This is a genomic window from Pelotomaculum terephthalicicum JT (genome assembly GCF_022410535.1).
In the GTDB taxonomy this organism is placed as follows: Bacteria; Bacillota; Desulfotomaculia; order Desulfotomaculales; family Pelotomaculaceae; genus Pelotomaculum_D; species Pelotomaculum_D terephthalicicum.
Genome location: NZ_JAKNBL010000002.1, coordinates 187,052 through 202,762 on the forward strand (window position 1 = coordinate 187,052; position 15,711 = coordinate 202,762).

Below are 15,711 nucleotides of genomic sequence, written 5' to 3' on the forward strand. Positions count from 1 at the left end.
AATATGGTTTTAGAAGGTGAGCAGGGTGGGCTTAATTCCTGATGATGTAATAGAGGCAGTCCGCCTGCGATCAGATATCGTTGAGGTGGTATCCCGTCATGTACAATTAAAGAAAAAAGGGAAATATTTTACTGGTTATTGCCCTTTTCATAAGGAGCGTTCACCATCGTTTACCGTCACTCCTGATAAACAAATTTTTCACTGTTTCGGCTGCAATACGGGAGGTAATGTTTTTAAGTTTTTGATGTTAATAGAAAACGTAACCTTTGTCGAAGCGGTCAAGATGCTGGCACAGCGGGCGGGAATAAGCCTTCCGGCAAACGAAAGCCCTGCTGAACAGGAAAGGCGGCAAAAATTAGCTCAACTAAGACAAATCAACAGCTTGGCGAACGACTATTTTCGTAATGTTTTTAAAAATCACGGTGCGGCGGGCAGGGCCAGGTCGTATTTGGCCGAACGTGGACTTTCTCAAGATACGCTGGAAAATTTTCAAGTGGGATTCACTCTTCCGGAATGGGATTCCCTGCTAAAGTTCATGGAGAAGCAAGGCTACCGCCCGCAAACAGTGGCGGAAGCCGGGCTGGCGGTAAAAAACGAAAGCGGGAGATATTATGATCGCTTTCGAGAACGCATTATATTTCCAATCTGGGACGTGACCGGCAGGGTTATCGGGTTTGGCGGTCGCGTAGTTAATAATACTGCCACTCCTAAATATCTGAATTCTCCCGAGACTGTTTTATTCAGTAAAGGACACCTCCTTTACGGTCTGCACCTGGCGAGAAGATCGATCAAGGAAAAAGGCTACGTTGTTATTATGGAAGGATATATGGATGTGGTAACCGCTCACCGTTATGGAATAACGAACGCGGTAGCTTCGCTGGGTACCAGTCTTACCAGGGAACAAGGCAGGCTGTTAATTAACTATAGCCGGAATGTAGTAATCGCTTATGATGCTGATGCGGCCGGCGTGGCTGCCACTTTGAGAGGTTTGGAGCTGTTGCAGGAAATCGGTTGTCAGGTGCGTGTAGTGAATATCCCGGAGGGGCAAGATCCCGACGATTTTTTGCGACGGCACGGGCGTCAGGGGTGGGAAGATTTAATTGAGCAAGCGTTTTCTTTAATTGAATATAAGCTGCGGCAGGCAGTCGGCAATAAACCGGTAAGGACTGTTTCCGAAAAACTGGAAGTAATGAGGCTAGTGTTTCCTGGTGTTGCAGGAATTAAAAGTGAGATTGAAAGAGAAGAGAGTTTAAAAACTATATCACGTTTTCTAAGTTCAAGTCCTGAAGCAGTTACAGCTGAATTTAAGAGATTTCAAGCAAATTCGGGAAAAAAATGGACAAATCCGGATAATATTGTTAAAACTAAGCATAATATAATAATAAACAAGGAAAATAAACTTAACTCCAGGGAAAAAGCGGAGAATGGTCTATTGCGGCTGGTTTTGGAAGACCCGTCTCTGGTGGAAATTATTTTAAAAGAACTGGGAGAGGAACCTTTTAGAAACACAAGTCATAAAAATATATTTAAACAGTTTTTAATAATATCAAGAGAGCCCTTTTACCAGCCGGCTAAAATCTTTAATTATCTTAAGGATGATGAACAGCCCTTGTTGAGTCAGTTTCTGCTTCATGATATCCCCGGCGAAAACCGGGTTCAGATAATGAAGGATTATTTGGAGTCAATTCATCGTTGCAACAGGCAAGAGCGCAGGGAAAAGTTAATAAAGGAGATTGGTGACGCGGAAAAGTCGGGCGACCATGATTTGTACGGTTATCTATGGCGTGAGTATATAATTCTAAGAGGAATTGCTGAGGCTGAGCGGATAGGTGACCATGATCGTCTTGCAAATTTGTTGCATGAATATCAGCAATTTTTAAAGACGGATACTTGGAAGCACCCTAAAGAGGGGAGTGAGAGCGCTGAGAGACGAAGTTAAGAGTGAGGGTGTTAAGGAGCTAATTGAGAGAGGCAAAAAACGTGGTGTGTTAACTTACAACGAGATTATGGACAGCCTCCAGGGAACTGATCTTACTCCTGAACAAATTGACGATATATATGAAAAATTAGCCAATATGGGCATAGAAGTTGTCCCTGAAGCAACGGAATTGGAAAAGCTTGATGGAACGGTAATTGAAGCCCAGCCCGAAGAAGAAATGGAAATAGATCTTTCCGTTCCGGAAGGCGTCGGTATAGATGATCCCGTTCGCATGTATCTGAAAGAAATTGGCCGGGTTCCGTTACTGACTTCAGAAGAAGAAGTTGATCTGGCCAAGCGCATGGAAAATGGAGACGAGGATGCGAAGCGGCGGTTGGCCGAAGCCAACTTAAGGCTGGTTGTCAGTATTGCTAAACGCTACGTGGGTAGGGGTATGTTGTTTCTGGACTTAATCCAGGAGGGCAATCTGGGTTTAATTAAAGCGGTGGAAAAGTTCGATTTCCGAAAGGGATTTAAATTCAGCACTTATGCTACCTGGTGGATTCGCCAGGCTATAACCAGGGCGATAGCTGATCAAGCCAGAACCATCAGAATACCTGTTCATATGGTGGAAACGATTAATAAATTAATAAGGGTGTCGAGACAGTTATTGCAAGAATTAGGGCGTGATCCAAGTCCGGAGGAAATCGCCAAGGAAATGAATATTTCCGAAGACAAGGTCCGGGAAATCATTAAGATTGCCCAGGAACCGGTATCCCTGGAAACGCCTATTGGGGAGGAAGAGGATTCCCACCTGGGCGATTTTATTGAAGATCACGAAGCGCGAGCTCCCGCTGAGGAAGCATCCTTTACCCTTTTGCGTGAACAACTGGACGAGGTGCTGAAAACCTTGACCGACCGCGAGCAAAGGGTGTTGCGCCTGCGGTTTGGACTTGACGACGGCCGTGCGCGTACGCTGGAGGAAGTAGGCCAGAAGTTTGGTGTAACGCGGGAACGTATCCGGCAAATCGAGGCCAAGACCTTGCGTAAACTGCGCCACCCCAGCCGCAGTAAGAAATTGAAAGATTATCTTGATTGATAAAAACCATGGAAGCCTTCACGGTGATGTTTCCCGGGGAGCGGATAATAAGTTGGGTGAACAGTTTACCCGTCTACAGCAGGCGGGCTTGATTTTTATTTATTAATTTTATCATTGGCGATATGTTGACGGGTGGCACAAAATATCGTATAATGTTAACTACCGATGTTCCTCGATAGCTCAACGGTAGAGCAACCGGCTGTTAACCGGTAGGTTGTAGGTTCGAATCCTACTCGGGGAGCCAATTTTTGGGCCCATAGCTCAACGGTAGAGCATCCGGCTCATAACCGGCTGGTTCCAGGTTCGAATCCTGGTGGGCCCACCAATTTGGTCTACGAAAATAGGGGCGATTAGCTCAGCTGGGAGAGCGCCTGCCTTACAAGCAGGATGTCGGCGGTTCAAGCCCGTCATCGCCCACCAAGTTTCAGGCGGGTTACGGGGTTTTGGGAAATTACCAAAACCCCGTTTGCAATAATAATGGTTTTACCCGATGCTGATGGTCCAAATTCCTTAGGTAAGTCAATTACCACAACGCTGCAAAAGCCATTTCCGTGTGATTTAGCCGGTTCCCCAATATCTCCACAAACTTCTGTACAATTTGCGGATCAAATTGTGTACCAGAATACCTTTTTAGCTCAGCTATAGCTTCCCTTTGATTCATAGCCTTTCTATAGGGCCGATCGCTGGTCATTGCGTCATAAGCATCGACAACAGCAAGTATCCTGCACTCAAAGGGGATTTTTTCACCATACAAACCTAAGGGGTAACCTTTACCATTAAACCATTCGTGGTGTTTGAGAATCCAATCGGCTATCGGGATTAAATCAGGCACGGAATTGGCAATGTTATAGCCGATCTCACAATGTTTTTTGATTTCAAGATATTCTTCATTAGTCAGCGAGCTCTGTTTAAAAAGAATTCTATCGGGAACACCAATTTTCCCAAGATCATGAAAGAGAGCGAAAAGGCTCATATCATTAAGCTTATATTCAGGCAGCCCACAGGCTGTGGCTAAGTGAACAACAAGTTCTTGCATGCGTTCTGCGTGTCCTTCAGTCGCGAAATCTCTAACCTCAAGCATCTTAGTTAGTGTCCTGACAATAATATTGCGGGTACTTTGACTATGGCTAAGCTTTTCTCTATACATATTAAGCTCTGCCTCTATAAAGAGTTCATGAGGGCTGGGGTGGTTGTCACTAACAGCGAATCCTATTGATAGACTTAGAGGGAACTCAGAGTTTGCCTCAGTATATTCTTTAATGGATTCCTTTAGCCTATAGCAAGCGTTTTCTACTGTTGGTTTATCTGTATATGGAAGCAACACTACAAATTCATCTCCGTCGATGCGTGCTATCATACCACTTGAGCGGAAGCAGCTTTTTATTAAATTGGCTGCTGAAACCAGCAGAGTATTGCCGGATTCGTAACCCATAGTATCGTTTATGAATTTTAATCCATCTACATCACAAACAATAATGCCCAGTGGCAGATGACGTCCTTCTTCTAATCTGAGCATTTCTTCATTAAAATAAGCGCGGTTATAAAGACCGGTAAGGGAGTCGTGTGAACTGAGGTGTTTTAGTTTTTCCTCCATCTGCTTACGTTCGGTAATATCCCGAATGGTTTCAATAGCGCCTACTTGATTTCCTTTACTATCATAAAGTGGAGCCGCTGTTATCCATATATGAGCTCCTTTACCATTGAATAGTGTGGGTACGAAACTTTCAGCATGTAATACGTGGCCTTTTTTCTCAAAATAAGTAAACTTTGATATGTATTTTGACTCTTTCTCCAACCTGTCGTGAAAAGTGAAATCGACCAGCAAAGGCCTTGACTCTCCGTATATTAAAACAGCGAAAGCATTATCATCCTTACCGAGAATTTCTGCTTTGCTGATTCCCGTGTACTCTTCAATAGCTCTATTCCAAGCGATTATCTTTTTCTCACTGTCAATGACAAAGGTGAGATCGGGAAGAAATTCAATTAATTCAAAAGCGGATTTCCCGATTCTTTCTTCAGGAGTATACCCTGTAATTTTTTTAATCGACGGGCTTATGTACCCGGATATTCCATTTTTATCTATCTTAACAATTGCGTCAAGTGAATTTTCAATCAGAAGACGTAACTGAGCTTCACTGGCTTTGAGCGCATCTTCCACCCGTTTCCGCTCGATAATCTCCTGCTGAAGCAGTTCATTGAATTTGACCAGTTCCATAGTGCGTTCTTTTACCACCTCTTCGAGGCAGCTACGGTATTTTTCTACCTCTTCTTCCGCTCTTTTACGCTTAGTGATATCACGAATTGATTCAATAGCGCCGGCCAAATTTCCCTCACTATCAAAAAGTGGTGATGCTGTTATCCACAGGAAGGCTTTCTCACCACTAAAAGGCAGCGGAATAAAGGTCTCAGCATATAATGTCGTTCCCTTTCTTTCAACATATTCATATTTTTGTTCAGTCTCCTCGTCATTGGAAAAGACAAGATCGATTAAAACTGGCCTTTGTTTACCGTAAAAGGGAACAGCGTAAGCATATTCATCTTTGCCGATAATCGCTTCTTTTTTTACTCCGGTCATTTTTTCTATAGCTTTATTCCAGTGTATTACCTTCTTTTCACGATCAATAACAAAGGTAGCGTCGGGGAGAAATTCAATAATATCCAGAAGTTGCTTATTGTTATTGTGTTGCTTTTCTGCGAATGATTCTCTTGCGATACGGTTATTTAATATTTTAAATTCAGTAACTTGTTTACGATTTTCAACCAACTTATTGAGTAGCTGTTTTTTAGTTTTAATAATGTCTTTCAGTTTTTTCACCCCTTTTTGACAAAATTCGATAAATCCCTAAGAAAGTACAATATCCAGTCGATTATAAAAATCTAACTGGACTATAAAAAAATAATTTAAATATTTACAATTAACTAAATAATACGACACAATAAATAAATTTCCTCTAAATAATTATTAAAAAAAGGACTTGGAGGGCTTGTCAGTGTCAAAAAAGGGGCAAAAAGCACATAATAAAAGCGAGGAAATGCTGTATTCAGCTTATTCGTTTCCGGTACGGCACAGGTATATACTGGACGGAAGGCCTTCTTTGAGGCGGCTGCGGGTATAGTTCCATTAATTCATAAATTTCTTTTGTTATGCCTAATGAAACAGGTAACCCCATATCTCTTAATATTTCATAAGTTATTGGATAGTCGTGTGTCCAACGCCCATCCGTTAAAATTTTCGAAAGCTGCCGCGCTTTTTCCTGGCTGTCAAATTTGTCCGCGAGAATATTGTAGATGCTTTCCCTAACCTGATTTATAGCCTTTGCCGCAATATCGGCCAACATTAAGGTTTCGTCATCAACTTTTTCAAGCGGTTTATTTTTAAGAACATTGATTATTGATGCTGCCGGATAACCACCTATTTGAGGATCTATAGGTCCTAATACAGCGTTTTCATCTATAACAATTTCATCAGCCGAGGTTGCTATAAACGCCCCTCCTGACATGGCATAATGCGGCACGAAAACAGTCACCCTCGCTGGATGATTCCTTATCGCATGCGCGATTTGTTCGGCTGCAAGCACTAATCCTCCGGGAGTATGAAGAATTATGTCTATGGGCATTTCGTCGGGGGTAAGTCTGATCGCTCTTAAAATTTGCTCTGAGTCTTCTATATTAATATATTTTGAAATTGGCAATCCTAGTAAACTTATGGATTCCTGACGGTGTATTAATGCGATTACTCTTGTACCCCTTTTTAATTCAATCTCCCTTATTTTCTTGAGTCGAGCGCTTTGTGTTTTTCTTTGCTTGAAAAGCGGCAGAAAACTGATAATAATAAGAAGAAACCAAAAAACGCTGGAAAAATCAAAAGTCATAACCGGATTCATCTCCCGTTGCCCCCGAATAAAGCGGGGTAAATAAAATAATATGCTTAACTCTAATGTTCTCCATCAAGCCCCAAAATAAACCCGGCGCGTCAGGAAGGTTGTGCCGCCTCAATAACAGGTTGAATAGAAGTAATAATAAACCTGAAATATTATATGTGTTAACTGAATGTATTGCTATTTTCTCGGCTTCTTCGGTGAAGGCGCCGCGGCATTTCCGGGCCTCAATTTCGGCGGTTACGACGGTTTTAACCGGCTCGGCGGAAATTTCCCTACCGCGGCGCTCTGAGGCCACACGGCGGCGCACAACGCCACACAGGCGATAACGGCTATTCCGGTGATAATTTGCTTCTTCATCTGGCCATCTCCCTTCAGCAACAGAACATACCACACTCCGGCGAATATAGCTACCGTCATGCCGAACAAATTTCCTGAATTTGAAATTTTCTTAAACAGGAAGTATAATGAGAAAAAAAGTATAAGAGGGATCGGAATGGATTACATCAGCGTAAGGGAAGCCGCGGATAAATGGGGTATCACAAGCCGGATGGTCAATTACCATTGCGCAGCCGGACGAATCGAAGGCGCGCAGAAAATAGGCAATATGTGGGTCGTACCGAAAAACGCTCCCAAGCCCGACGACGGAAGAAAACGTCCGAAAAAATGATTCCTGTCCGATGTGAGGTGAGCGGCAAGCATGCGTCCGGAAACCGTCGAATTTCATAACGGCCTGCCGGTCCGGGCTTTTGTCCGGGGCGGCAACCAAACCCCCTACCACTGGCACGACGCGCTGGAGATCGTGCAGGTACTGAAGGGCCCGGTTAACATCGGTATGGGCGACGACGAGATGCCGCTGAAGGCAGGCGATATCGCCATTACGAACATGGGCGAGATCCACCGCATGACCGGCGACGCAGACAACGAAATCCTGTTCGTCCACATCGACGCCGGCTTCTGCCGCAGCGTCCTGCCGGACCGATACCTGTTCCTCTACTGCTGCTCCACCTATCACGAAGCCCAAGCGCCGGAAAAGTACGGCGTGCTCAAAGACTACCTCGCCCGGCTGGTCGCTCTGCTGGTCGCAGACCAGCGCAGCGCGGATCACAGCGCGGTGAAGAAGCTCCTGAAGGAAATGCTGGTCTATACCGTGTACAACTTCGATTTTTTACGCTGGGGCTTCGGCACCGAGCCTTTTGACGAAAAGCGCGTGGCAAGGCTCCGGCAGATGGCGCAGCATACGACCGGCGGCGCGGAGGTGCAAAAGGGCCTGACGGCGCTTGCCGCGGAGCTGGGCGTCAGCCTCCAGCATCTCTCCGCCGACATCAAGGAAAAATTCGGCATGTCCTTTCAGGAGCTGCTGTGCTACGGCCGGTGCGAGCGCGCGGCAAGGCTGCTGCTCGGCACCGATAGGCGCATCGTGGAGATCGCGGAGGAATGCGGCTTTTCCGACGCCAAATACCTCATCAAGTATTTCCGGCGCTTCTTCCACGCCACGCCCTCGGACTTCCGCAAGGCCCACCGGGCGGACAGCGCGGCCCTGGCCCGGCAAACGCGATACAGGGACATGCCCCTCGGCCATGCCGGCCGCCGCCTGGCGGCGGCCGGCGCCGGAGATCACACAGAATAACCGGATGTCAATATCGTTAAATTTAGCTAAAAGAGGAGCTGTCGCACTTTGAACTCTATTGTTCGTTGTGCAACAGCTCCTCTTTCTTTTTTCCCCGGAGCTTAAAAGTGTCAATGCGCCGCCTTTCCAAATGCAATAGAGTTATGGCAACGAGGAAAGGAAGGCGATGATGGATGTACCCCGAAATCATTGAATTTTCAGGGCGGATACCGCTGAAAGCCACGGTGCGGCAGGTCGACGAATACCCCTACCACTGGCACAATGCTGTGGAGGTCATCCTGGCGCTGGAGGGCAAGGCGGAGATCACCCTGTGCGGCGAAACCTACCTGCTGAAAGAGAACGGGGTCGCCGTCGTCAACGTGGACGAGCCGCACCGCATCAAAAGGAACGGCGGCGCAAACCGGCTGCTGTTCATGCAGATAGACCCCGCCTTCTGCCGCCGCGTCGATCCGGACTTTGACTACGTGCTTTTTCAGTGCTGTTCCCCCTGCCACGAGGCCGGAGCGCCGGAAAAATACCGCTGTTTGAAAGAGCACATCGCCCGGCTGGTGCGGCTCCTCCCGGACGGTGAAGCGGGCCCATGCCAGGAAGCCTCCGTAAAAGCCTGTCTGGAGGAACTGCTGGCCTATATGACCGACAGCTTCGACTACCTGCGCTACGGCGCGGGGACCCGGCGGATCGGCGACCGGCAGGTGCGCCGGTACAGGCAGATTTATAAGTATATCCGGCAGCAGCCGGTGGTCAGGAATTCTCTCGCGGAGCTGGCGAAGGCCGCGGGGATTACCCAGCAGCACATGTCCAACGATATCCGGAAGAAATACGGGTATTCCCTGCGGCAGCTAATCTGCAGCGGCTACTGCATGCAGGCGGCCCGGCTGCTTTTGAGCACAGACGCGATGATCTATGAAATCTCCGCCGAATGCGGGTTCTCCGATCCCAAATATCTCATCAAGAGCTTCAAACAGTTTTATCACTGCACGCCCTCCGAATTCCGCATGAGGCACAAGACCGGAGCCGAAGGACTGGAAGCGCAGACGCGGTTTGAGGATTTTCCTCTGTCCTCCGCAAAAAAATTTTTAGTTTTATCCCAAAACCTTAAAAGTGTCAATGCCTCATTTGGAAAAACCATCTAAAATGGGATTTGTCATAGGATACTACGACCCTGCGGTTAAAGCCAGGGTCGCAAAATTTCATAGATAGGAGGACGAGAACAGTGAAAAGCTTGTTCCGGATAATAACGGCCCTGCTCATGACGCTCTGCATGATCGCCGGCATGACGGGCCTCCCCGCGACAGCTTGCGCGGCAGGGCTTGACGACGCGGCCATCGTCGCGGCCGACAAAGAGGCTCTGGCGATTGGCTTTGCGGTGGGTGACAGCGTGTACGGCGTGAAGGACGACCTGACGCTGCCCCTGTCCGGCGCTTCGGGCAGCACCGTCACATGGTTGTCGGACACCCCGGCGGTAATCGCCCATGACGGTACGGTCACGAGAGCGGCCGCCGGCGGGTCGGACGCGGAAGTCACCCTGACCGCCACCATTACCTACGGCGAGGCCGGGGATACCAAGGCATTCACGGTGACGGTGCTCAAAGAAGAGGGTGGGCTGCAGATGCTGATGGAGCCGATGGACGGTGTGATCTGGCAGGGCAGCGGCACGGAAATAGACCCCTATCAGGTAGCATCGGCGGATCACCTTGACGCGGCGCGGGATAATTTAAGCGCCTACTATGTCCAGACGGCAGACATCGACCTTGCCCTCGCGGGCTACGACAACTGGACGCCCTTTGGGACCTACGCGGCGCCCTTTACCGCGCACTATGACGGCGGCGGGTATGTCATCAGCGGGCTTACCGTTACCGGCTGCAACAACAACGCCAGCCTTTTCGGCTTTGTCAGCGGCAATGCCGTCATTGAAAATGTGCGCATCCAAGACGCCGCTGTGACAGGCAATCTCAACGTCGGCATCCTGGCCGGCATCATCGCCGACGGGGGCGGCGCGACCGGGGGCGCAACCATCCAAAACTGCTCCACCAGCGGTACGGTTTCCGGCAGCGCCCGGGTAGGCGGCTTGATCGGCGCGGTCCAGCACGGCAGCGCGGTGGTCAAGGAAAGCTTTTCCACCGCCGCGGTATCGGCCGATCCGGCAAATTCCAGCCAACGCGGCACGGCGGGGGGCCTGGCGGGCTTTGTCCTGTCAGGGCTGGTGCAGGACTGCTACGCCTCCGGCCGGGTAACGGCGGGCCGGTATACAGGCGGCTTCGCCGGGGAAATGCAGGGCGGCACGGCAAGATACTGCTATGCCAACGTCCCGGCAGCGGGTACGTATCCCGGAGGATTTTTGGGTTACAGGCAAGGGTCTCCCACGGTCGCCGACTGCTTTTATGACTCAGATGCCGCGGGCACGACCAGTTCCGCCGCCGGGACGGCGAAAATCACAGCGGAGATGAGGCGGCAGGCGACCTTTACCAACTGGAATTTTGACAGCGTCTGGAGCATCAATGAAGACGTCTTCTACCCCACCCTGCGTTATTATGATTATGTGTGGACGCCCGATGACCGGATTGCCGCGGATTTAAGCGCCATAACCTGGGACCTGATCAGGGGAGAGAATATCAGGCCGGAAGCTGTTACCGGGGATTTGAACCTTCCTCTTACCGGAGGCATGGAGTCGGCGATTGCGTGGGGCGCGGAACCCGCAGGGATTGTTAACGCAGAAACCGGAACGGTGGCAAGACCGGCTGATACCGATGCAACCATTGTCCTTACCGCCACGGTCAGCTATGCGGGGGGAACGCCCCGGACCAAGACGTTTACCCTGGTGGTCGTAAGAAGCTCCTTCAACTGGGAGGGCGACGGCAGCGCGGAGCATCCCTACGAGGTATCGTCGGCGGATCACCTGGATGATCTGCGCAACATAATGGGCAGCGGCGTGCATTTCATCCAGACGGCGAATATCGACCTGTCGGGCTATGCCAGCTGGACGCCCATCGGAACCAGCGCCACCCCCTTCACCGGCATCTATGACGGCAAGGGGTATACCATCGAGAACCTTGCTATAGACAGAGAAAATGAGGACTTTATTGGGCTGTTCGGCAAAATCAGCGGCGGAACCGTGGATGATCTGCATATAACGGGCGCTGTCGTAAAAGGGAAAAGATATGTGGGAATCCTCGCCGGACGGATTGAAAATAGCGGAAAAGTAACACTCTGCTCCGCGGCGGGAAGCGTGACGGCAGCTACGTCGGGAGAAGCGTCTATAGGAGGTCTAGTAGGAGAGATAACTTCAGGCTGTGAAATAACCAAATCCTATTCCTCAGGAACGGTAGCAGCTTCCGACGGCTACCGTGTGGGTGGATTAGTAGGAAATTCCGAGGGTACGATCAAAGAGTGTTTCAGCAGCAGTGCGGTAAATGGCCGCCAGTGGGTCGGAGGATTGGTAGGCTCTAACTGGGAAGGGTACATCGGAAACAGCTATGCCACGGGCGATGTACACGGCTACGAGCAACCCGGCGGTCTTGCAGGCGTTCACGGTTCTGTTGCCCAGAATACGGTTATGAACAGTTATTCTACCGGAGAGGTAACAGGGACAAATAATGTCGGAGGATTGTTTGGAACTATTTACAATGGAGCGATTATAAATTGCTATTACGACAAAGATTCTTCCGGAAGAAGCGATACCGGCAAGGGTACGCCGAAAGAGACCGGCGACATGAAAAAGCTGGAGACTTTTACCGGGTGGGACTTTGGAACCATATGGAAAATCGGCGAGGGCATATCCTATCCTACCCTGCAATGGCAGGGGCCATGGACGGACGATGAAATCATCAGCACGGACCTGGCCGCTCTGAAATGGGACGATATCAGGGGAGAGAATATCGGGATGAATTTTATGACCGGAAATCTTGCGCAGTTTCCCGTCACCGGCTTAAAAGGCGCTGCAATTACCTGGAGCGCCGTCCCAACGGGATATATCGATACCGTAACCGGAGCGCTCATAGAAAGGGAGCAAACCGAGGATGTAACCGTCACCCTGACCGCCGAGGCAAGCTATGGGGCAGGCGCGGCTCGGACAAGAGCATTTGTCCTGACCGTTAAAATGCTTGAACTGGAACGTTATGCCGTTGTCTATGACGCCAATGGCGGCACGGGAACGCCGCCAACGGAGAGTGACAGGGCTGAAAACGAACTCTTCCAGGCGGCTGCAGCGGACAATCTGCAGCCGCCGGAGGCAATGCGGTTCAAGGAGTGGAACACGGCGGCAAACGGTACAGGCGCAGGTTATGGAGCGGGAGCCACGGTGACCATGCCCGGCAATGCCTTGACCCTGTATGCGATATGGGAGATTTACTGGATCGGAAACGGCAGTTCCCAAAGCCCCTTTCAGGTGCCTTCAGCCGCCCATCTGGACGCGGTTCGGCATAATATGGGCGCGCACTACATCCTGACGGCGGATATCGACCTGCCGGCGGCGGGCTATACCAATTGGGAGCCGATTGGAGCAAATAATAGTATGTTCACCGGGGTTTTTAACGGTAACGGCAAGAGCATCACCGGGCTGACCATCGACCGGAGCGGGACTGATTATCAGGGGCTGTTTGGAGCCATCGGCTCAGGCGGCCTGGTGAAAAACCTCGGTGTGGCGGATGTAAGCGTCACCGGCAATAGGTACGTCGGCGGCGTGACGGGACGAATTTCCGGCGGCAAGGTGGAAAGCTGCTATGTCAGCGGCAGTGTCAGGGGCAATGGCTCTGTCGGCGGTATCGTAGGGCGTTTTTCTACCGGCGAAGTGAGAAACTGCTATAGCGAGAGCGATGTCAGCGGCAGCGGCAGCAATATCGGCGGTGTGGCGGGAGAAATCCAAAATGGACAGATGTTCCTCTGCTACGCCACCGGCAATGTGAGCGGCAATAGCTTTGCCGGCGGCGTGGCGGGACGCATGCTCAACGAGGGGATCGTGATGCTATGCGCGGCGCTGAACCCCCGCGTGACAGCAGCCGGCAACGGAGGGAGCCGGGTGATAAATGTGCCCGGCACCCGGACGGACGACAACTACGCCTTTAATGGCATGACGGTAACAGCGAACGGCGCGGCTAAGGCAATTAAGGCCGGCGTAAGGTTAGCGGACGGCGAGAATCTGTCCTTCGATTCCCTGTTCAGCGAAAGCTTCTGGAACGGCACGCTCTTTTTTAACACGAGCACGATCTGGCTCATCGAGGACTACAAGCTGCCCGTCTTGCGAAACATTGCGGGGCAAGACGGCGCACCGCCGCACCTGATTAAGCTGTTCGTGGACGCGGCGAAAAATGCGGCGGAGGGCGCAGCCTACAGCGACATGGCCCAGGCGGCGGCGACCGGTGAGGCTGCTATCACGAACGCGCTGCAATCCGAGGCCGAAGCGGCGGTCAACAACAGCAGCGTAACAGTTACCGTCAACAAGGTCAGCTACACGCCGCCGGTTGCCGGCGACTCCGCAAGTCCTGACGGCACCAACGGCAGCTTTGTCTTTACCGTCACCGTGGCAAGGGATTCGCAGGACCAGACCACCACGCAAAAATCCATCACCATTACGGCGACGCCTTATACAGGCGTCACGGATGTTCAGGCGGTAGCCGCGGCCAAGGCGGCCCTGACCGACGGCTCCGTCAATGTAGCCTTCGGCGCGTCGCAGAGTGACAAAACGGAGGCGGTGCAAAGCTATGTTAACGGCTTACTAAGCGCTGTACCCAACGCCGCAGGGGTAACGGCGAACGTCACCTACAACGGCGCCACCGGCCGGTATGAGGTTGCGCTCTCCAAGGGCAGCGCAACCGGCAGCACGAGCCTTACTATGAGCGTAAACGAAGCACCCGACCCGGACATAGCAATCGTGGGTAACGCTAAAACAGCGGCGGAAAACGCAGCCTACAGCGATATGACCCAAGCGGCGGCCAGCAGTGAGAATGCAATCAAAACGGCGCTAAGAAATACTGCTGTAACAGCGGTGAATAGCGGCAGCGTTGACGTCGCCGTCAACACGGTCAGTTACCTGGTGCCGGTGGCAGGCACCTCCGCGAATCCGAGCGGCACAAACGGCAGTTACACCTTTACCATCACCGTGAGCAAGGGTTGGCACAGCCAAACCACCACGCAGAAAACCATAAGCATTGCCGCGACAGCTTATACTAGCCCCAGCAGACCGGGCAGAGGCAGTTCCGCCCCCTCCGGCATCCTGGTGCCACCGACAGGCAAAGACATTGCCGACAGCGGCGTTTCCATGTCCTTCCCCGCCGGAGCGGTGGAAAGCGATATCCGCGTCCAGGTACGGGAAGCGGCTCTGACTTCCGGGATGCGCCTGCCCGATGATAGCCGGCTGATTAGCAAGGTAGTGGACATCGTGAAGAACCGGTCCGGTAATTTCGCACAACCGGTTACCATCACCATGTCCTTTAATAAATCGCAGGTAGACCCGGAGAAATACGATATCAAGATATGCTGCTTCGATGAGCAGAGCGGAGAGTGGGTGGAACTGGACAACATCAAAGTGGATTTAGATGGATCTACCGTATCCGGCCAAGTCAATCACTTTACCAAATTGGCGGTCATCGCCACCTTGAAAGCCGACGCCAAAGAAGAAAAGTCCCAGACCCCGGCTCCGCAGCCGGAAATCAAGCTGCCCGCCGACATTGCCAATCACTGGGCCAAAGACAGCATCGCCAAGCTCATGCAGGCCGGAGTAATCGGCGGCTATCCCGACGGCAGCTTCCAGCCCGAAAAGAGTGTTAGCCGGGCCGAATTCACGGTCATGCTGGTCAAAGCGTTAAAGCTGGAGGCCAAGCAAGGCTCGGTATTCAAAGACACCGCCGCCCACTGGGCCAAGGATAGCATCAACACCGCCGCCGCTCATGGCATCATCAGCGGCTACGACCAGAACAGCTTCGGCCCCGACGACCAAATCACCCGGGAACAAGCCGCGGTCATCACCGCCCGGGCTACCAAACTGCAAGCTGGAGATCAGGCGTTGAGCTTCAGCGACGCCCAACAGATATCCCCCTGGGCCTTGTCCGGCGTAGCCGCCGCAGTAGGCAATTCCTACCTGAGAGGTTATCCCGACAACAGCTTCCGGCCCCAGGGCTACACCAGCCGCGCCGAAGCGGCAGCGATTACCGCCAAATTGCTGTATTAGCGGCGGGTGTAAACGGTCTGCTTA

9 protein-coding genes and 3 tRNA genes are annotated in these 15,711 nt (G+C 51.1%); 9 read left to right on the forward strand and 3 right to left on the reverse strand.

Features of this window, described 5'->3' with window-relative positions; all coding sequences use genetic code 11:
- The first annotated feature begins 25 nt into the window (after positions 1–25).
- From dnaG to L9W92_RS03265, 5 genes are all read left to right on the forward strand, one after another.
- Complete coding sequence (gene dnaG, locus L9W92_RS03245) at positions 26–1,939, forward strand: DNA primase (protein ID WP_240082309.1); 1,914 nt, start codon at positions 26–28, stop codon at positions 1,937–1,939.
- The gene (gene rpoD, locus L9W92_RS03250) at positions 1,923–3,017 is read left to right on the forward strand and encodes an RNA polymerase sigma factor RpoD (RefSeq protein ID WP_240082374.1); all 1,095 of its coding nucleotides are present in this window, start codon (positions 1,923–1,925) and stop codon (positions 3,015–3,017) included. Before dnaG ends, rpoD begins: the two co-directional genes overlap by 17 nt.
- 169 nt (positions 3,018–3,186) lie before the next feature.
- A tRNA-Asn gene (locus L9W92_RS03255) sits at positions 3,187–3,261 on the forward strand.
- A 6-nt stretch (positions 3,262–3,267) separates the two neighbouring features.
- Positions 3,268–3,342 (forward strand) — tRNA-Ile (locus L9W92_RS03260).
- Positions 3,343–3,361: 19 nt separating this feature from the next.
- Positions 3,362–3,437 (forward strand) — tRNA-Val (locus tag L9W92_RS03265).
- Positions 3,438–3,540: 103 nt separating this feature from the next.
- Here the strand turns inward: L9W92_RS03265 and L9W92_RS03270 are convergent.
- From L9W92_RS03270 to L9W92_RS03280, 3 genes are all read right to left on the reverse strand, one after another.
- Complete coding sequence (locus L9W92_RS03270; protein WP_240082310.1) at positions 3,541–5,832, reverse strand: sensor domain-containing diguanylate cyclase/phosphohydrolase; 2,292 nt, start codon at positions 5,830–5,832, stop codon at positions 3,541–3,543.
- 226 nt (positions 5,833–6,058) lie between these two features.
- Entirely contained in the window at positions 6,059–6,901 is an 843-nt protein-coding gene (locus tag L9W92_RS03275; protein WP_240082311.1) for an SDH family Clp fold serine proteinase, read from the reverse strand.
- A gap of 234 nt (positions 6,902–7,135) precedes the next feature.
- Positions 7,136–7,315, reverse strand: coding sequence for a hypothetical protein (locus L9W92_RS03280; RefSeq protein ID WP_240082312.1), 180 nt, complete (start codon positions 7,313–7,315; stop codon positions 7,136–7,138).
- A gap of 76 nt (positions 7,316–7,391) precedes the next feature.
- Here L9W92_RS03280 and L9W92_RS03285 point away from each other — a divergent pair, with 76 nt between their 5' ends.
- From L9W92_RS03285 to L9W92_RS03300, 4 genes are all read left to right on the forward strand, one after another.
- On the forward strand, positions 7,392–7,565 hold the full coding sequence (locus tag L9W92_RS03285; protein ID WP_240082313.1) for a helix-turn-helix domain-containing protein: 174 nt from the start codon (positions 7,392–7,394) through the stop codon (positions 7,563–7,565).
- 30 nt (positions 7,566–7,595) lie between these two features.
- The gene (locus tag L9W92_RS03290; RefSeq protein WP_240082314.1) at positions 7,596–8,525 is read left to right on the forward strand and encodes a helix-turn-helix domain-containing protein; all 930 of its coding nucleotides are present in this window, start codon (positions 7,596–7,598) and stop codon (positions 8,523–8,525) included.
- A 173-nt stretch (positions 8,526–8,698) separates the two neighbouring features.
- Entirely contained in the window at positions 8,699–9,658 is a 960-nt protein-coding gene (locus tag L9W92_RS03295) for an AraC family transcriptional regulator (protein ID WP_240082315.1), read from the forward strand.
- Between the two features lie 80 nt (positions 9,659–9,738).
- Entirely contained in the window at positions 9,739–15,687 is a 5,949-nt protein-coding gene (locus tag L9W92_RS03300) for an immunoglobulin-like domain-containing protein (RefSeq protein WP_240082316.1), read from the forward strand.
- The last annotated feature ends 24 nt before the right edge of the window (positions 15,688–15,711 follow it).